This window comes from Blastomonas aquatica (genome assembly GCF_014639875.1).
Taxonomy (GTDB): Bacteria; Pseudomonadota; Alphaproteobacteria; order Sphingomonadales; family Sphingomonadaceae; genus Blastomonas; species Blastomonas aquatica.
Genome location: NZ_BMGD01000002.1, coordinates 29,998 through 46,240, shown reverse-complemented (window position 1 = coordinate 46,240; position 16,243 = coordinate 29,998). Strand labels below are relative to the sequence as shown.

At 62.5% G+C, this 16,243-nt stretch carries 19 protein-coding genes; 4 read left to right on the top strand and 15 right to left on the bottom strand.

Annotated elements, in window-relative coordinates:
- Positions 1-15: 15 nt before the first annotated feature.
- From trbE to trbB, 4 genes are read right to left on the bottom strand one after another with little or no spacing between them, the layout of a single operon-like run.
- Positions 16-2,451, bottom strand: a complete 2,436-nt coding sequence (gene trbE / locus IEW00_RS04220) for a conjugal transfer protein TrbE (RefSeq protein ID WP_188513153.1) — start codon at positions 2,449-2,451, stop codon at positions 16-18.
- Positions 2,448-2,732 (bottom strand): VirB3 family type IV secretion system protein, encoded by a 285-nt coding sequence (locus tag IEW00_RS04215; protein WP_188513152.1) that lies wholly within the window; start codon positions 2,730-2,732, stop codon positions 2,448-2,450. Before IEW00_RS04215 ends, trbE begins: the two co-directional genes overlap by 4 nt.
- Positions 2,732-3,079 carry a TrbC/VirB2 family type IV secretion system protein gene (locus tag IEW00_RS04210; protein ID WP_188513151.1) on the bottom strand — a complete coding sequence of 116 codons (348 nt, stop codon included), beginning with the start codon at positions 3,077-3,079 and terminating at the stop codon, positions 2,732-2,734. The genes IEW00_RS04215 and IEW00_RS04210 overlap by 1 nt, the downstream gene beginning before the upstream one ends.
- A complete protein-coding gene (gene trbB, locus IEW00_RS04205; RefSeq protein WP_188513150.1) occupies positions 3,076-4,062 on the bottom strand; it encodes a P-type conjugative transfer ATPase TrbB in 987 nt (328 codons plus the stop codon). The genes IEW00_RS04210 and trbB overlap by 4 nt, the downstream gene beginning before the upstream one ends.
- A gap of 218 nt (positions 4,063-4,280) precedes the next feature.
- Here trbB and IEW00_RS04200 point away from each other — a divergent pair, with 218 nt between their 5' ends.
- The 4 genes from IEW00_RS04200 to IEW00_RS04185 all read left to right on the top strand — a co-directional run bounded on the left by IEW00_RS04200 (position 4,281) and on the right by IEW00_RS04185 (position 6,570).
- Entirely contained in the window at positions 4,281-4,784 is a 504-nt protein-coding gene (locus IEW00_RS04200) for a helix-turn-helix domain-containing protein (RefSeq protein ID WP_188513149.1), read from the top strand.
- 64 nt (positions 4,785-4,848) lie between these two features.
- Positions 4,849-5,178, top strand: a complete 330-nt coding sequence (locus tag IEW00_RS04195) for a hypothetical protein (RefSeq protein ID WP_188513148.1) — start codon at positions 4,849-4,851, stop codon at positions 5,176-5,178.
- A gap of 41 nt (positions 5,179-5,219) precedes the next feature.
- On the top strand, positions 5,220-5,666 hold the full coding sequence (locus IEW00_RS04190) for a hypothetical protein (RefSeq protein ID WP_188513147.1): 447 nt from the start codon (positions 5,220-5,222) through the stop codon (positions 5,664-5,666).
- 58 nt (positions 5,667-5,724) lie between these two features.
- Entirely contained in the window at positions 5,725-6,570 is an 846-nt protein-coding gene (locus tag IEW00_RS04185) for a JAB domain-containing protein (protein ID WP_188513146.1), read from the top strand.
- 201 nt (positions 6,571-6,771) lie between these two features.
- On the opposite strand, the gene mobF is transcribed toward IEW00_RS04185, so the two are convergent.
- The 11 genes from mobF to IEW00_RS17660 all read right to left on the bottom strand — a co-directional run bounded on the left by mobF (position 6,772) and on the right by IEW00_RS17660 (position 16,046).
- Positions 6,772-9,555 carry a MobF family relaxase gene (gene mobF / locus IEW00_RS04180; protein WP_188513145.1) on the bottom strand — a complete coding sequence of 928 codons (2,784 nt, stop codon included), beginning with the start codon at positions 9,553-9,555 and terminating at the stop codon, positions 6,772-6,774.
- Positions 9,555-11,450, bottom strand: coding sequence for a type IV secretion system DNA-binding domain-containing protein (locus tag IEW00_RS04175; RefSeq protein WP_188513144.1), 1,896 nt, complete (start codon positions 11,448-11,450; stop codon positions 9,555-9,557). Before IEW00_RS04175 ends, mobF begins: the two co-directional genes overlap by 1 nt.
- The gene (locus tag IEW00_RS04170) at positions 11,447-11,815 is read right to left on the bottom strand and encodes a hypothetical protein (protein WP_188513143.1); all 369 of its coding nucleotides are present in this window, start codon (positions 11,813-11,815) and stop codon (positions 11,447-11,449) included. The genes IEW00_RS04175 and IEW00_RS04170 overlap by 4 nt, the downstream gene beginning before the upstream one ends.
- A 483-nt stretch (positions 11,816-12,298) precedes the next feature.
- On the bottom strand, positions 12,299-12,955 hold the full coding sequence (locus IEW00_RS04165) for a lytic transglycosylase domain-containing protein (protein WP_188513834.1): 657 nt from the start codon (positions 12,953-12,955) through the stop codon (positions 12,299-12,301).
- Positions 12,956-13,075: 120 nt separating this feature from the next.
- Positions 13,076-13,408 (bottom strand): DUF736 domain-containing protein, encoded by a 333-nt coding sequence (locus IEW00_RS04160; protein WP_188513142.1) that lies wholly within the window; start codon positions 13,406-13,408, stop codon positions 13,076-13,078.
- Positions 13,405-13,995: a S26 family signal peptidase gene (locus tag IEW00_RS04155; protein WP_188513141.1), complete on the bottom strand. Its 591-nt coding sequence runs from the start codon at positions 13,993-13,995 to the stop codon at positions 13,405-13,407. The genes IEW00_RS04160 and IEW00_RS04155 overlap by 4 nt, the downstream gene beginning before the upstream one ends.
- Complete coding sequence (locus tag IEW00_RS04150; protein WP_188513140.1) at positions 13,992-14,612, bottom strand: DUF2840 domain-containing protein; 621 nt, start codon at positions 14,610-14,612, stop codon at positions 13,992-13,994. Before IEW00_RS04150 ends, IEW00_RS04155 begins: the two co-directional genes overlap by 4 nt.
- The gene (locus IEW00_RS04145) at positions 14,612-14,854 is read right to left on the bottom strand and encodes a helix-turn-helix transcriptional regulator (RefSeq protein WP_188513139.1); all 243 of its coding nucleotides are present in this window, start codon (positions 14,852-14,854) and stop codon (positions 14,612-14,614) included. The genes IEW00_RS04150 and IEW00_RS04145 overlap by 1 nt, the downstream gene beginning before the upstream one ends.
- 94 nt (positions 14,855-14,948) lie before the next feature.
- Positions 14,949-15,335 (bottom strand): DNA -binding domain-containing protein, encoded by a 387-nt coding sequence (locus tag IEW00_RS04140; RefSeq protein ID WP_229736885.1) that lies wholly within the window; start codon positions 15,333-15,335, stop codon positions 14,949-14,951.
- Between the two features lie 109 nt (positions 15,336-15,444).
- Positions 15,445-15,744, bottom strand: coding sequence for a transcriptional regulator domain-containing protein (locus IEW00_RS17470; protein WP_229736806.1), 300 nt, complete (start codon positions 15,742-15,744; stop codon positions 15,445-15,447).
- A gap of 134 nt (positions 15,745-15,878) precedes the next feature.
- Positions 15,879-16,046, bottom strand: coding sequence for a hypothetical protein (locus IEW00_RS17660; RefSeq protein WP_373282604.1), 168 nt, complete (start codon positions 16,044-16,046; stop codon positions 15,879-15,881).
- Positions 16,047-16,243 lie beyond the last annotated feature (197 nt).

The window sequence follows — 16,243 nt, the reverse complement described above, 5'->3', positions numbered from 1 at the left end:
GGATCGGGCTCCTTTTCAGGTTGCAGGTGTCTGGGGTGGAAGAAGTGCTGCGGCCCATTCGAGGCCGCGGTGCCGGAGCCAGGCTGCAGCAAAGCCGTCGCGGCTATGAGCAGCGGCAAGTTCGGCGATTCTGGTCTGGTCGGATTTTGAGGATGCGGCGGTGAACGCGAGGGCGATTTCGCCAAGACCGAGTTCGAACAGTCGGTTGCCGCGCCGTGACTGGCAGTAGTAATCGCGCTTTGGTGTTGCCCTGCTCAGGATTTCAATCTGCCGGTCATTGAGGCCGAACCGCTCATAGACACGCGCAATCTGAGGCTCGGCTGCGCGCTCGTTGGGGAGAAATATTCGCGTCGGGCAGCTCTCGATGATGGCAGGCGCGATTGAAGAGGTTTCAATGTCGGCGAGACTTTGCGTGGCAAAGACCACGCTGGCGTTCTTCTTGCGCAGTGTCTTGAGCCATTCGCGCAGCTGCGCGGCAAAAGCCGGGCTGTCGAGCACCAGCCAGCCTTCATCGATGATGATCAGGGTGGGTGCACCGTCCAGCCGCCCTTCGATCCTGTGAAACAGACAGGCTAGGACGGCACCGGCCGATGAAGCCCCGATCAGCCCTTCGGTCTCGAATACCTGAACAGGCGCTTCGCCTGGCCGTTCGTACTCGGCATCGAGCAACCGGCCCCAGGGTCCACCTACGAGATATGGCGACAGCGCCTGTTTGAGTTCCTGCGACTGCAGCAATACGGCAAGGCCCGTCAGGGTGCGTTCGCATGGCGGAGCGGACGAAAGCGAGGTCAGCGCCGACCAGAGATGCTCCCTGCCCGCCGGATCGACACTCGCGCCTTCGTTCGCGAGCAGCGCGGCCAGCCATTCGGCGGCCCATGCACGCTCGCCTGCATCATCGATGCGGGCGAGCGGCTGCAGGGCGACAGCCTTGCTGTCCGCGTCGTCGGTGCTCAGCGCACCGCCCAGATCCTGCCAGTCGCCGCCCATGCCAAGCGCCGCAGCCCGGATCGATCCGCCAAAGTCGAAGGCGAAGATCTGTGCCCCGTCGTAACGCCGGAACTGCAGCGCCATGAGCGCCAGCAGCACCGATTTGCCTGCCCCGGTCGGTCCGACGATGAGCGTGTGGCCGACATCGCCGACATGAAGGGAAAGGCGGAACGGGGTCGAGCCTTCGGTCCTGCCGTAAAGCAGAGGAGCGTCACCGAAATGCTCGTCCCGTTCCGCTCCCGCCCAGACTGCTGACAGGGGGATCAGGTGGGCGAGATTGAGTGTGGAAACGGGAGGCTGGCGGACATTCGCGTAGACATGACCGGGGAGCGACCCGAGCCAGGCCTCGATCGCGTTCATTCCCTCGATCGTGCAGGTGAAATCGCGGCCCTGAACGACCTTCTCGACGAGGCGCAGCTTTGCCGCAGCAAGTGCCGGATCGCGGTCCCAGACGGTTACCGTCGCAGTGACATAGGCAATGCCTGCATGATCGGCGCCCAGTTCCTGCAGAGCCATATCGGCATCGGCGGCCTTGTTGGACGCATCCGAATCCAGAAGCACCGACTGTTCGTTGGTCATCACTTCCTTGAGGATGGCTGCAACCGATTTGCGCTTGGCAAACCACTGACGCCGGATCCTTGTCAGCAGCCGGATTGCATCCGTCTTGTCGAGCATGATCGCGCGGGTTGACCAGCGGTAGGCAAAAGCCTGGGCATTGAGCTCATCGAGCAGGCCGGGAAAGGTTGCAGTGGGAAAGCCGGTGATGGTGAGCGTGCGGAGATGTGCCTGCCCCAGTATCGGCTCCAGGCCGCCGGTCAGCGGTTCATCGGTCAGCAGGGCATCGAGATAGACCGGCGTCTCGGGTACTCGGACGCGGTGGCTCTTCGTGGAAACGGTGCTGTGGAGATAGGTCAGCGTCTCGCCATCATCGAGCCAGCTGGCCTCGGGCATGAAACCTTCGACCAGATGCAGCACCCGGTCGGCCCGGTCGGCGAACGATCTGACGAGCTCTTCGGGATCGATGCCAGTGGCGGCTTTGCCTTCATAGAGCCAGCCTTCGGCACGCGCTGCGTCTTCCGGCGGCGGCATCCACAACAGGGTCAGATAGTAGCCGCTCTCGAAATGCGCGCCCTCCTCCCGGAACTGCTCGCGTCGTTCCATGTCGACCAGGGCAGACACGGGATCGGGAAAGCTGCTCTCGGGATAGCTCTGCGCAGGAACGCGCTGTGCTTCGACAAAAACGGCCCATCCCGACCCAAGACGGCGCAATGCATTGTTGAGGCGTGCGGTGACTGCCACCAGTTCAGCGGGCGTGGCGCTGTCGAGATCGGGACCACGAAACCGCGCCGTGCGCTGGAACGATCCGTCCTTGTTGAGCACCACGCCCGGCCCCACCAGTGCGACCCAGGGGAGGAAGTCTGTGAGCCTCTCGGATCTGCTGCGATATTCCCTGAGAGACATCATGGCCGCATCCAGACCGGGTATCTGAGGTGGCGGCGCGCCACATCAACGAACTGCGGATCACGCCGTGCGGCCCAGACTGAAAGAGCATGGCCGATGGCCCATATCGCAAGGCCTGCAAGCCACAGCCGCAGGCCGAGCCCGATAGCACCTGCAAGGGTCCCGTTGACGATAGCGAGAGCCCGCGGCGCGCCGCCGAGCAGAATGGGTTCGGCCAGCGCGCGGTGGACCGGGGCATAAAAGCCCGGGGTATCGTCCGGCCCGGAGAAAATGCCGTGCCCCATCAGATCAGCGCTCCGCCGCCAAAGCTGAAGAAGCTGAGGAAGAAGCTCGACGCAGCAAAGGCGATCGACAATCCGAACACGATCTGGATGAGCCGGCGGAAGCCTCCGGAGGTGTCGCCAAATGCCAGGCTGAGGCCGGTCACGATGATGACGATCACCGCAATGACCTTGGCGACCGGTCCCTCGATGCTTTCGAGGATCGACTGGAGCGGCGCTTCCCATGGCATGGAGGATCCGCCTGCCTCCACCGGCGCGGCGTACAGAAGTGCCGCTGCCAGTGCAGAGCTGCATGCGAGCGCCCTGAGAAGGTTGCGACGGGGGCGGTTTACCCGGGGCTGGCTGATCATGATTCATCTCCGGTCTGTTGGGAAGGTTCGGGCAGCAGGCGGTATTCGCCGCTGGCAGGATCGAGGCCGTCGACCCCGGCAATCTCGGCAAGGCGCCGCCCTGCCCCGTCCCGCACGAGAACCGCGACGACATTGATGGTCTGAGCGAGCAGAGCGCGCGGAACCGTCACGACGGCTTCCTGAATGAGCTGCTCCATCCGCAGAAGCGCGCCTCTGGCGCTGCTCGCATGGATGGTACCGATGCCGCCTGGATGACCGGTGCCCCAGGCCTTGAGCAGGTCGAGTGCCTCGCGGCCACGCACCTCGCCGATCGGTATCCGGTCGGGCCTGAGGCGAAGCGACGAGCGCACAAGGTCGGCCAGAGACACGACACCATCGCAGGTGCGCATGGCGACACAATTGGGAGCCGTGCACTGAAGCTCGCGGGTATCTTCGATCAGGATGATGCGATCGCCGGTCAGGGTCATTTCGGCGAGAAGCGCATTGGCAAGCGTGGTCTTGCCGGTCCCTGTGCCGCCTGCGATCAGGATATTGCACCGGTCTGCGACAGCCTGGCGTAGGCGGGCAGCCTGCGCCGCCGACATGATCGAGGCTGCGACATAGTCGGCAAGCACAAAGACTGCGCTCGCAGGCTTGCGGATCGCAAAGCTCGGCGCTACAACGACTGGTGGCAGCAGCCCTTCGAACCTCTCACCGCCGCCCGGCAGCTCGGCAGACACGCGCGGCATCCTGCCGTGCACCTCTGCGCCGACATGATGGGCAACGAGCCGGATGATCCGCTCGCCATCGGCAGCGTTGAGACGATGGAGGCTTGCACCGATACCTTTTCCGAGCCGTTCGACCCAGAGCCGTCCGTCCGGGTTGAGCATGATCTCGATGACTTCCGGATCTTCAAGCCACTGACCGATCGTGCTCCCGAAAGCGGTGCGCAGCATGTTTGCGCTGCGCCTGTGTGCTTCTGCCCTGATCGGTTCTGCGCTCATCACTCTTGCCCGTTGCTGCGCCGGACAGAGGTGCCCGGATCACCGGGGTGATTAAGAGACGCATGCACTGGGCTGATTCAACAGGCTTTTGAGCGATGGAAACCATGGCGAAGAAAGACAGGCTCTGGCGTAGGCAGCCAGATCGGCAATCCGTTCATCGGCACCAGCACGATTGTAAATAATCTTGCCCCGGACCGGATTATGACAAGACTGTGACTATGGGTGATTCGGTGTCGCAACCCTTACCGGACGAGGCCCGCTGGGCCCGGCTGACAGACAGGCAGCGTGCCTGTCTCGATCTGCTGCTCGAGCGGCAGACGTCAAAGCAGATCGCACGTCAGCTCGACATTTCCAAACCAACGGTGGATCAGCGCCTCACAGCCGCGCGCGGCATCCTGGGGGCGGCAAACAGGGACGAGGCCGCGATGATTTATCTGCGGCTCAAGCAGACATATGACCGGGTCATATATGATCCGGTGCAGGTTCCATCGATGGCCGGCGACATGCGATCCGGGATGTCGGACGCCACGTCGGCCGATGCGATGGTTCTCAAGGATAGTGCTGCAGCATCGGCAGAAGCCCCGTCCAGGATGATCTGGAGACATGACCATGATCTGAAGACAAGGATGCTGATCATGGCGGTCCTGCTGATTGTGGCCGTCATCCTGATCCTTGCAGGTCTTGGCATAGCCGAGGCGCTGACGCGGCTCGTTTCCGGCTGATCCTTCGCCCTGTCCGAAAACCAGTGTTCCGCAGCGCTCTGCGCCTGCGGCGAAAGGAAAAGTCATGCCCGTTTCCGTAACAGATACCGCCGCCCGGCTGAGCCGCGACGTCCCGCTCGCCGAGCTCTCGATCGATGATGCGCTGATCGCCGTCTCAGTCCTGATGACGAGCATCGTCACCGCGAGACGCGAGACTCCCGATGTTCCTTCGGCCAGGGGCCAGGCAACCATCCGAAGGCTTGCAAAAGCTCAGACGGCGCTCATCGATGCCAGCGGCGAAGTGCTGCGTGTTCACGGGGACCTGCGGACCCTGGCCCGCGAGGTTGCAGGCTATGACCTGCACGAATGCCCGAAGGCCGCAGGCCGGATCACTTCTCTGCGGGCTGTCGCCTGACGCCGATTGACCAGGAGCAGTCTCAGTGAAAAGCTGGCCTTATGCGCATAGCAGTTTTCCTGGCCTTGCTTCTGATTGCTGCTGGCTATGCCGTCTGGCGCGGCGGCGGTCCGGAACGCGTGATGGCGGTCATCGCCAGCCTGATGGTTATGATGGATGTGGCTGTCCATCACGTTGTCCCACCCGCATACGCTTCGCTCGATACCGGCCATCTCATCATCGACCTGTTCGGCGCAGTAACCACCACGGCGCTTGCGCTGAAGGCTCACCGCTTCTGGCCGATGGGAATGGCGGTTCTGCATATCCTGCCGCTGCTGGCGCATTCGAGCCGCGCGCTCGATCTGGCAATGCACCCGGCTGCCTATCTGGTTATGCAGGTTGCGCCTTCTTGGCTGGTCGCGCCGGTGCTGATCGGCGCCACCTGGCATCACCATCGGCGTCTGGAGGAATCCGGCAGCGACCCTTCGTGGTCTCGGGCAAGGGCCTGACGCATCGCCAGACCACCGCGCTACACCCTTTGCCCGTATCCTGCAGGCAGCCTGGGATATGACGGACGAAAGAACAGGCTTACCCACGGCGACCAGCCTGGCGGGCATGATCGGATCTGAGATCGATCCGGCAAGCGCGGTACTGCACGGGCATCTGCAGAACTGCATAGGCGCTCTGGCGCGTGAAACTCTGCATGTATTGTTTCTGGATGGCAGGAAAACCCTCATTACGCACGAGCAGGTGCAGACGGGTTCAGCTCACCACCTGTCGATGGACCCGAAGTCAGTTTTCCGCCGCGCCATAGCGCTTGATGCCAGCGCCGTGATCCTTGCACACAATCATCCCAGCTGCGATCCGAGGCCGAGCAGGGAGGATATCCGCGCTACTCTTTCCATGGTCAGGCTGGGGCAGATGCTGGATATAGACGTTGTCGAACATCTCATTGTGGCCCGGCACAGTTGCTATGCGATCCTGCAAGGCATTGGCCGCAGCACAGCGAAGGGGCTGGCTGCATTTTTCGATCTCAGTGACAGCGCATCTGGCTGTCTCCACCAGCAGGGCTGCATATGTGCGACAGCAGCGGTCAATGCGCGCACTGCAGCAAGGCTCCGTGTGCGGCGCGTCGAGCTGCTTGGGCACCCGTCTCTGTTGACGAATCCGGCCTGGGACATGCTGATCGATCTGTTCGTTCATGGCCATGCCGGCAAACGCGTTTCCACCAGTGCGCTGTGCATCGGCTCGGGATTGCCGATGAGCAATGCCCTGCGCCTCGTCCGCAAGCTGTGCGACAGCGGCATTGTGATGCGCGAGCCGGACCCATGTGATGGTCGGCGCAATTTCATCACGCTCCCGCCGCAGACGCTGGAAGGGCTGAACAGCTATTTTTGTGAACTTACGGACTGAAGGCCCTTTCGGGCCGGTCTGATCAGCACTCCCGCCGTCTGTCGTACCAGAGTTTCGCGGCACGTCGCGATGGGCGCAGCTCTGGGTCTGCTAAACCATCAGGTCAGGCAGAACCCGAGGGCGCACTCCCGCCCGCTTGAAGACAGCTGCGACTGCAGGCAAGCTGACATCACAGTCGGGCGGCAGAGACCATCTGCGGACCTATAACCCGGCGGCGAATCCCGAAGACCGGAGTTTTCCCGATCCGGAAGCACTGGCCTTCACAGCAGCGGTCTGCTGGGCGGCAGGCTGTGATATTGCCGTCTGGACCGTCCCGGCCCGTTCACTGATGGCCGATACCAGCTTCGCCCGGTCATTGGTGAAAACTGTTGCCGAGTGTTTCGCGCGCGATATTCCGACGTAGAAGCTCTTCTGATCGACAAGGTTGGTCGCCCGGCTGTCGGCATGAACGATGACATGGTCAGCTGTCCTTCCCTGGGCAGCGAAAGCAGTATCCACATAGCCGTAGGCAATATGCTGGTCGCGGGCAGTATCGAGCTGCAACGACCGGATCTGCCCTCGCGCGCCCCGAACGGTGGCGACCCTGGTTTCCACGTTTATCGCCGTCACCTGAGCGCGGGCGCCGTTCACCTGCCCGGCGTCGCGATCATTGCGCGTGAACCGGATGCTGTCGCCGACCCGGAGCTCGATCCGCTGAGCCTCGAACACCTGCGACTTGCCAGCTCCCCATTGCCGCAGTCGCCATTCGATGTCGCGCCCGTCTTCGGATCTGAGCGCAATCGCTGCCTTCGTGGCATCGACCCTCTCGACCCGGAATGCTTCGCCGCGCGCAACGCCTTTGTCTGCATAGTCGCGGCTGAAGCGGACGACATCGCCTGTGTCATAGCTCAGTGGGTCGCGGGCCTCGGCCCGGGTGAGGCCTTTGTTGACGAGACTTTCAACCGTGACCGCAGGCCCGGTGAGCGCGCCTGCCCGGGCAAGGGCTGACCGGATATCAGCGGTCAGGGCATCCCGCCCCTCGCGAGAGGGTTCAATGATCAGGGTCCGGACACGGCTGACCCCGTCCAGTCCCGCGTAACGTGCGGCGATTGCTGCGAAGCGCGCGGTGCGGTCAGCATTTTCCACAATTGCCCCGCCACCGCCGTCGAGTGCCGCCAGTGCCTTCCTCGCATCCCCCTCAATCGATGCCATAACTGCAGCTCTGGTGGCCTGATTGGTCTGCCGGACGATCTCTCCCAGTGTTGCGGTTTCCATGCCTGCAGTCTGCAGCTGCGCAAACGCCGCGCCCGCCTCGACCGACCCCAGCTGCTTTACGTCGCCCACCATGACCACACGGGCCTGATGCTTTTCGGCCATTTCGAACAACCTCGCCGTGTCGCGCGCCGAGAGCAGCGAGGCCTCGTCGACGATCCAGACCACTGGCTGGACGCCTGCAGGCCGGTCCCTCAAAAGCAGATGCCGCGCGACGGTATCCGCCCGCGTGCCCAGCGCCTCGCCAAGCACCATCGCCGCAGAGGCAGTAGGAGCAAGCGCAACGACGGATTCACCCCGGTGCTGAGCCTCGCGCGCGAAGGTCGCAAGGACTGTCGTCGTCTTGGCGGTGCCGGCATAGCCCTGGACCGCAGTGATGCGATTGCGGCTGGTCAGGAGCCGGCGGGTCGCCGTGCGTTGATCCGCATTCCAGGCAAAGCCTGCGCGTTCGGCCTCCCGCGAGGCTATTGCAACGGCTTTCGCTGCAGCAAGTGGTGAAGCAATTGGGGCTACTGCACCGCGGCCAGCGGCCTCAACGCGCAGAAGTCTGGTTTCAGCATCGATGTTCTGGCGCGTTGTGAACCCGCCAAATTCTGCACCGCGTCTGTCGATGAAGGTGCGGTCTGCCAGATCGCCCCTGCGCAACGCTGCGTCGATGGCAGCTCCGATCTGCGCATAACCGACCTTGCCAAGGCCGACACGGCCCGCCTCCTCGAAGAGCGCTGCGACCTGAAAGACGGATTGCCGCTCCCCAAGCTTGTCGGCGGCATGAGCAACCGCGCGCGCGGCAACGCTGGCTTGCTCAAAGGCACCTGCTCCTGCGGCGGAGTTGGATTGGGCCTCGCGTACCAGCGAAAGCCTCGCCGCAGCATCAAAGCCCGCCCCGTCGGCAGTCTCCCGCCAGTCGGCAACAAGCGACGCCTGATCGGTCGTGCGCTTTGCCTGACGGGTATCGAGAGCTGTCACCTGTTTCTCTGCCGCACTGGCCTGTTCGCGCGATGTTCCGCGCTCACCCAGTGCTGCTTCGATCTGTGCACTTCTGGTGCTGAATGCGGCGATCACATCCGCCGACACGCCCCTGATCTCAAACATCGAGTCCCTGGCAGCCTCGATCTCATATCCGAGTTCGCGGACATTCAGTGCCAGCTCCTGACGGTAGATCGCACCGATCTGCTTCTGAAGCTGATAGATCGCACGCGGCTCGAGACTGCGCCAAGACCCGTCAGCAGCCTGCGTCGCGTTCATGATGACATTGTGCGTGTGCAGCTGCGGATCCTGAGCGCGGCTGGTCCCGTGCTGGAAGCTCGCGACGACGAGATTGCCAGTTGCTTCCCGCGCGACGACGCCGCCATGCCGTGTCCGGGTTGCAGCCATATGCGTTTCGATATGCGCAAGCGCAGTCGTCACCGCCGCGTCATGTGCCTCGATCAGCCGCCGGTCGCCTGCGACTTCGGCCAAGATGGATACCGACTTGGGCGCACTTAATGTGACATCCCATCCCGGGCGATGCTCAAGTTGCCCCTCCCGGACTGTTCCGAGCTGCTGACCACCGATCTGCCCGTCGAGCAGCTCACGAAAGGCATCGCGGTCGACGTCGCCTGAAAGACCCAGCTGTTCAGCCCCCTTCCCGTGCCAGGCAGAGGGCGACAGACCATCTTCGGCATAATAGTCGTCCGCCTCGTAATAGCTGCTGGCCTGGGCTGAACTGGTCAGCGCGGAGACTGAAGCTACCATCAGACCGGCCCCTCACCGGGTTCGGACGGCTGCCTTGCCGGACCGTCTGGCCCCGTCTCAGGCTCGGTTTCCGGGGGAGCAACGTCCAGCTCATGGTCTGTCTGCGCTGCCGGGGTGATGTGGGCCAGGCGATGCCAGAGGCTGGTGTCCGGATCTGCCGCGACGAATGCTCGCTGGCGGGGTTCGCCGCGCCGCGCAAGATGGTCGGCAGTAAGCGACAAGAGGGCGACAGGAAGCCCGTCAGGGAACAGCAGATAGGCCTTGTGCCGCGGCAGACGCAGTTCGCTTTCGTACACGGCAGCCCTGAGTTTTCGCTGCTTGCCCAGCGTTATCCTTGGCCTGTCATTGTCGTCGCCCAGCGCCCCGGTCATGGTGTGCACCTCGACCTCGCAGGTGCCGATTGTGTCACTGGCCCAGCGCCGGGATTCAGCGTCGGTCAGCTGGAGAAAGAGCTTGGTATTGCAACAGCCGAGCACGGATTCTGAAATGTCTCTGCCATAGCGACTGCGCATCTGCCCGATGCCCTGAAACGTCAGGATGACAGCGGCCCCGAATTTGCGCCCCTCGGGCAGCAGGCGAGCAAGGTTGTCCACGGCAGGAAGGTCGGCGAGTTCATCCAGCAGGAACCAGACGCGGCGCTTCGCAGATGGCGTGAGCCCGAGCATCGCGCTCGCGGCGCATTCAAGCCAGCAGGCGAGCAAGGGCTTCGAGGCTTCGAAGTAGTCCTCCTTGCGGGGTACGAATATCCAGGGCTTCTTCCCCTGACGTGCATCGAGACCAGCGATGAACTCGCGGAACGAAAATGATGTTTCGTCGCCATTCTGCACCCGCAGAAACTGGATCAGGTTAGCAGCCTTGGCGAGCATGAACAGGACGCTGCCCGTGGCTCGATCGGCATCATCGGCGAATGTGCGCGCCGATGAGCTGTCACCCAGCCATGCCTTGAGGTCATCTTTGGTACGGACCTGAAGTGCGTGGAGCAGATCGGGCAACGTGCACCTGTTCTCGCGCCAGAGCGCGCGCAGCATGTTCGCCACCAGGATGCGGCTTGTTTCGAGCCAGACATCGCGATCCTGCTGTCCGGTCTCGGTGATCAGCTGTTGCGCGATCCGGTCGGCATCTGCCGGATGCGAAATTTCGGCAAACGGTGACCAGAAGGCGCAGCGGGCATCGAATGGATTGAGGATGATATCACCGCGCTTCGGGTCGTAATAATGGGCGATGAACTCGCCGCTGGTGTCATAGACCAGAGCGGCCTCGCCCCGGGCCTCGATCCCATCGAGGATCTGGCGCAGTGCGGTGGTCTTGCCGCTGCCGGTCGTTCCGATCATCGCCATGTGGCGGGTCTCGAGGCGCGCAGGGAACGGGACTGATCCGATCGCCAGCAAAGACTGTTCAGCATCCGCTGGCATGAGCCTGGCCAGCGCCGCCTCGCTCGTTACGCTGGTGCCGCTGACCACGCGGTCGCGAAGAACAGCCTCGCGGCGCCGCGCAGCAACCCGGCGCAGCAGCACAAGGCTCGAGAGCCATCCTGCAAACCCCAGCACCGCTCCGCGCAGACCGAGCGAGACGGTGGCGCCTGCTGCGTCGCGAAAATAGGAATGCCCGGTGACTGCACGGGCAGAGACCAGCTCATTTCCATTTTCGTAGCGGATCGCCATTTGCGGGTCGCTGCCCGAGGTTCCCGCGAACCATGTCAGGACCCTCGCATGGCAGTAGCTGCCGCTCGCTTCGAGGATGAGCGGGTCGAGCATCAGGTAAGGCACAGCAAAGCCGCCCAGCGCGATCGAGGACAGCATGATGAGGCTGTGCCGCCTGAACCGCTGCGACTGGCTGTAGCGGTGGTGTCGACGCAATGTCTGTGCATGCAGGCGGCTGTCCTGAGCCTCGCTCATGACCGGCCCTGTGCCTTTGCCTTTTGCCGGTCGTAGGCGCGGTTGATTTCCGCTGCGATGATTTCGTCAGTCTTGCTGGTGCCCAGTGCGGCGCTGCGCGCGTAGCAGTATGCGGCGCATGCCGTGAAAAGAGCCCGGTCAAGAATGCGCTCGATCTCGACGACATTTGCACCAAGCGATGCAATTTCACCCAGAAGCTCGCGGTCGCCATTGTGCAGTTCGCCTTGCTGCGCCAGCGCTGCAATTCCGGCTTCGACGCAATGGGGAAGCATCGCATAGGCCGTCATCCTGCGCTCTCTGGCAAGCCGGGCCAGAGCATTGTCGACGTCGGCTGGCAGGCGAACCGTATGCCTCCTCAGTGTCATCGCGCACCTCCGGGAGAGCGGCGGATCAGCGGCTCGAAAAATGGCGGAAAACCGTCTGTTCGATCGTGATTGTAGGAGGCGACGTCGGATCCGCCGCTAGGAAAGTGGCGGAAATGCTGGATGCACCCGTGCGTGAGGTGTGTATCCTGATTACGGGTCAGATGCGAAGCATCGCGGCCCAGCAACCTTGCCCGAAACTGGTCTGGTTCAGATGTGATCCGGGCCTTCCGGCAATGACCTGCTGACCTCTTGTTCCTGGTCGATGTGCACAATCTACTGACGACATTTTTGTCAAACAGGAGCCGTATGACGGTCCAGGAACTCCGGCTCGCAAAACAAAGACCGGCTCCAGCCTGCACAATGGATGTCCGTCCTGAACAGGCACGGTTCGCAGCAGCGTTTCGCGGCAATTTCATGGGATAACCTCACAATAGAAATTGCGTCCGAAGGTCCAAACGAGAGGCCTGGCTGACTGGCCCCCTGTCATGGCTTTTGTGGTGAAAGGGGCACAAACAGCTGGTCGGCACCTGCCCTCACCCGTGATGAGATTGCATCCGGGAAGGCTGGCGGGACCGGGCCTGTCTGCTGCTCCCCGGCAACTTCCGGCGTCGCGCTGGCAGCACTACGTGTCAGAGCGAACAGCGACCTTTGGCGCGAGAGTTGTGCTACGGTGACAGAGGAACTGGTAACTGGAAATGCTGCCGCCGCGCCCAGCGAAGGTGCAATTCTCGCGACATAATCTGCAGTTTCAGAGGGCAATCGCCGCCGACCCCTTCGATAGTCATCCACGCGGCCCGGGCCCGCATTATAGGCGGCAAGCATCAGCGTGATGTCGCCATAGCGATCCCACATCAGGCGCAGATAGGCAGCGCCAGCCAGAATATTGGCGCGAATGTCGAAAGGGTCAGACCCGAGACCAAAGCGTGCACTCAGCATCGTCCAGGTACGCGGCATGATCTGCATAAGGCCCATTGCCCCAGCATGCGAAACGGCGCGCGACCTGCCGCCGCTTTCGGCGCGCATGACCGACCAGATCCAGTATTCCGGGATACCAAATCGGTGCGATGCTTCGGCAACATGGGCCGCGTAAGGGTGCACGACTGGCGACGCCGCAGTCGTTCCGCAAGCTGCAAAAGGCATGCCCTGAAATGGCAGTCCGGCCGCTGCGGCGGGGCCGTTGAAAAGCACGCTGGCCTGCAGACTGACTACAGTCAGCCATGCAATGGGCCTGCAGATCGTGCGCGTCAGGGGTAGCATTATCTATCTCGGATCGCGGGTTTTTGACCGCGACCAGAGCAGATGCCATGCACTATCGTCTGCACCTGCGGGCACGAGAATGGCACGCAGGGGCTGCACGAAGCCCGGGTCGTCGATCTGCAGGGCAACATAGCTGCCAGCACGCTTTCCGGTGCGGTTCCATCCGGCACCGATCTCGACGCCTTCATCCACACTGCCGCGGAACACTTTCCAGTCGGGAGTATGTTCGCTCTCGTTCAGCTGGGTGGGTACAAGTGTGATCTGTGCATCAAGGCAGAGAGTATGAAGGCTCCCCGAATAACCATCCTGTGTGAATTCAAAGCTGCCGATGATCATGGCTGATGCTCCTCTCCGGTGGTTGTAGAAAGCAAAAGCTTGGGGTCGCGATTCCACCGAAGTGGAGCGCCTGGAGCACGGCGGACGAGGACCGGCCGGGCGATACCGATGACACTGGAGGCAGGCACGGGTCCGAAATACCTCCCGTCGAGACTGTCAGCAGCAGGATTGAGGAGAAACAGTTCGTCTGCAGAAATGCGGCGGCAGCCCTGCCAGACAGGCATGGCACGACCGACTCTGTCGCGTGATCTGGCTGTTGCGGAGGGTGCTGCATCGACCGTCACGATTGCGCCTGTGCGGCACACAATCTGGCCGGGTAATGCCGCGACCTGTTTCAGCAGCGGGACCCCTTCGGGCAGATATCGGCGTTCCGCAACAAACCGGGCAATGTGCTGCGGCGCTTGGATCACGACATATTCGCCAAACTCAGGCGCGACACTGCCATCTACTGAATACAGCCCGATCGGTGCGCTCGCGCTCGCATTCCAGAGTACGCGAGGATGCGGTTCGAGGACTGCGATGGCTGCAAAGGCCGTGCTGAACAGCCCTGCCCAGACAATGGTCGAGCGGATCCGGCTGCGGCTCATGGTTCGAGCCTCCGGCGCCGCAGCCATGCTGCATGGCGCGCTCTGGTATACGGCCGGAACCGCCGCCCCTCGTTCAGCAGGCCTGCAATTTCCCGCCAGTGGTAGGGCGAGGCATCGCACGGGTCGATGCCTGCTGCCTCCACTGCATCGATTGCGCCAAGCACCTGTGCAACCCTGGGCCAGGTTTCCGCATGGAGCAGCACATCACCGCCGGGTCGCACGAATGGCCAAGGTGTGCATGGCGCGCCTGGCGCAACAGCGGCAACAATATCGATGCAGGCAAAGGTCATTCCAAAGTCGCTGAAAATGCAGCGAACGAGCGCAAACACGGCGCCAGGACGGAATGCGGCTATATGGGTATACCCGCTGACAGACCGCTCAGCAGCTACCCGCCCGAAGCGCAGCCATTGTTCACAGCGCCCTTCGATCCATGTGAGTTTGACTTCGGTGAGCGCTGAGCAGACCGGCGCCTGAAGCTTACCGGACGATGGCGCTATCCCGGTTTGGCTCGGACTGGCTGGGCCCCGCCGAGCATATGGCCACGGCTCGCCGGACCGATAGGCAGACTGTCCTGCCAGGCGCAGGATCTGGCCACGAGGCAGGAGAGCGCCGCGCATCACCGGCGTACCGGACGCGCGGGATGGACCGTGCCCCTGCCCGGATCTGAGGTCGAAGATCGCCGTCCGATTTCGGCCCAGGTGTCGAGATCTTCGATCGCATAAACGATCCTTCCGCCGAGCTTGCGGTATTCCGGGCCGGTGCCATAGCAGCGATGCTTTTCGAGGGTCCGGGCAGAAAGCCCGAGGCGCAGGGCAGCGTCGGGGGTCTTGAGATAGCAAGGGCCGGAATATGCGTTCACGTGGGCCTCCTTCCAGTCGCCGGGGCGGGTGATGTGGATTTCGCGACGGCTGGAGCGTTATGGAGTGCCATTTGCAGCTGGCAGGAGCGGCTGATTACGAGATCCTTTTTTGTCGCCCCTCCCCGCCTGCCAGAAGTGCCCGATAGCCGCCGTTCATCATCGCCCTCGCTTCGGATATCAGGCGCTGTGTTCGCCGTCTGTGGGAGGACGATTTCCATTCTGCGCCGCGGGCAACTGTCATGCCGGGATAAATCCGCTGCAGCGCAAGCTGATGGCTGGTCAATGGCCTGCTGGCCGGGACAACCACCAGGTCGAGAACATCGCAGAGCAGTTGCAGCCGCTGTCGCTGAAATTCTGTGGGGTGCAGGAGGCCGAAGAGGTGAGTTTCGGTTTCGGTGCTGGCTCTGCCATCAAGTCGCGCACAGGCCCTGTGTCGCACTGGGGCCAGTTCATCGCGTGGAACTATGAAGGCAAGAGGCATTTCGAGGTCGTCCGCAAACAGGCAGACCCGGTGCAATGTCCGACCATCGCCCAGCACCATGTGGTGACCAGACGCTAGCTTCTGCTCGGCGATGATATGAAACGATGAATCAAATCCGTAACCGGAGCGGCCGGAATAGCACGCTGTGGTTGCGTCGAGAATGACGACAAAACCACATACATCTGCGGCCCAAAATGCTGGCGCTTCGGCTGCCGATTGATAAGGCGAGCATGGGAAAGCTCAGGCCCCAGCGCCGGGCCATCTCCTCCTGGTTCCGGGGATTGCTTCGGCCTCTCCCAGCCATCACTCTGTGGTATTCAGCACGATACTGGGGATTGCGGCGCAGGAATTCCTGAGCGAACCCGGGGAAGTCCAGCTCGATCTGCGCTGTTCTGACTTTGTCTGCCATCGCCGCCTCCCCAAGAGTCGGCCAGCATCGCAGTCTGACTGGCGGAAACTATTCCGAGGTTGCGGGATAGCTGTCCCTGCAATCTGGTAACCTGACCGGCTTGCTGCACTAAGACTGACGCTGCAAAGCTCGGGTCATCGAGCTTGCACAGCAGAAAGGGGCGCTTGTCCTGCGAAGTCGTTTCCCAAGGCTGCACCAACTTCAACGTCGCCGATAAAGGCGCGGAGGCTGGGAGTGTTGTTGGGGGGACTGTCATTCGGGGCGATGCGGGCCGACACGGCGTGAACAGAAAGGGGGGCTATCTTACCGCGATATTCGCCGCGAACTTTCTTAAACAGAGCAATTTGGGCAATGGCGAGTTACTTTCCTCTGGATGCCCGAGCCGCACCAGGGGGGTCTCGATGCGCATCGCCCGCCAGCAAGGACGGAGCGCCGCAGCTGTAAGGCAAGCAGCGAATGCAGAGGACGGGGGCCCCCGTGTCATTCTCGGTCCGCGAGG

Coding starts and splice junctions, on each gene's coding strand:
- trbE (WP_188513153.1), bottom strand. CDS start 2,451: ATGATGTCTCTCAGGGAATATCGCAGCAGATCCGAGAGGCTCACAGAC.
- IEW00_RS04215 (WP_188513152.1), bottom strand. CDS start 2,732: ATGGGGCACGGCATTTTCTCCGGGCCGGACGATACCCCGGGCTTTTAT.
- IEW00_RS04210 (WP_188513151.1), bottom strand. CDS start 3,079: ATGATCAGCCAGCCCCGGGTAAACCGCCCCCGTCGCAACCTTCTCAGG.
- trbB (WP_188513150.1), bottom strand. CDS start 4,062: ATGAGCGCAGAACCGATCAGGGCAGAAGCACACAGGCGCAGCGCAAAC.
- IEW00_RS04200 (WP_188513149.1), top strand. CDS start 4,281: ATGGGTGATTCGGTGTCGCAACCCTTACCGGACGAGGCCCGCTGGGCC.
- IEW00_RS04195 (WP_188513148.1), top strand. CDS start 4,849: ATGCCCGTTTCCGTAACAGATACCGCCGCCCGGCTGAGCCGCGACGTC.
- IEW00_RS04190 (WP_188513147.1), top strand. CDS start 5,220: ATGCGCATAGCAGTTTTCCTGGCCTTGCTTCTGATTGCTGCTGGCTAT.
- IEW00_RS04185 (WP_188513146.1), top strand. CDS start 5,725: ATGACGGACGAAAGAACAGGCTTACCCACGGCGACCAGCCTGGCGGGC.
- mobF (WP_188513145.1), bottom strand. CDS start 9,555: ATGGTAGCTTCAGTCTCCGCGCTGACCAGTTCAGCCCAGGCCAGCAGC.
- IEW00_RS04175 (WP_188513144.1), bottom strand. CDS start 11,450: ATGAGCGAGGCTCAGGACAGCCGCCTGCATGCACAGACATTGCGTCGA.
- IEW00_RS04170 (WP_188513143.1), bottom strand. CDS start 11,815: ATGACACTGAGGAGGCATACGGTTCGCCTGCCAGCCGACGTCGACAAT.
- IEW00_RS04165 (WP_188513834.1), bottom strand. CDS start 12,955: ATGCCTTTTGCAGCTTGCGGAACGACTGCGGCGTCGCCAGTCGTGCAC.
- IEW00_RS04160 (WP_188513142.1), bottom strand. CDS start 13,408: ATGATCATCGGCAGCTTTGAATTCACACAGGATGGTTATTCGGGGAGC.
- IEW00_RS04155 (WP_188513141.1), bottom strand. CDS start 13,995: ATGAGCCGCAGCCGGATCCGCTCGACCATTGTCTGGGCAGGGCTGTTC.
- IEW00_RS04150 (WP_188513140.1), bottom strand. CDS start 14,612: ATGCGCGGCGCTCTCCTGCCTCGTGGCCAGATCCTGCGCCTGGCAGGA.
- IEW00_RS04140 (WP_229736885.1), bottom strand. CDS start 15,335: ATGCCTCTTGCCTTCATAGTTCCACGCGATGAACTGGCCCCAGTGCGA.
- IEW00_RS17470 (WP_229736806.1), bottom strand. CDS start 15,744: ATGGCAGACAAAGTCAGAACAGCGCAGATCGAGCTGGACTTCCCCGGG.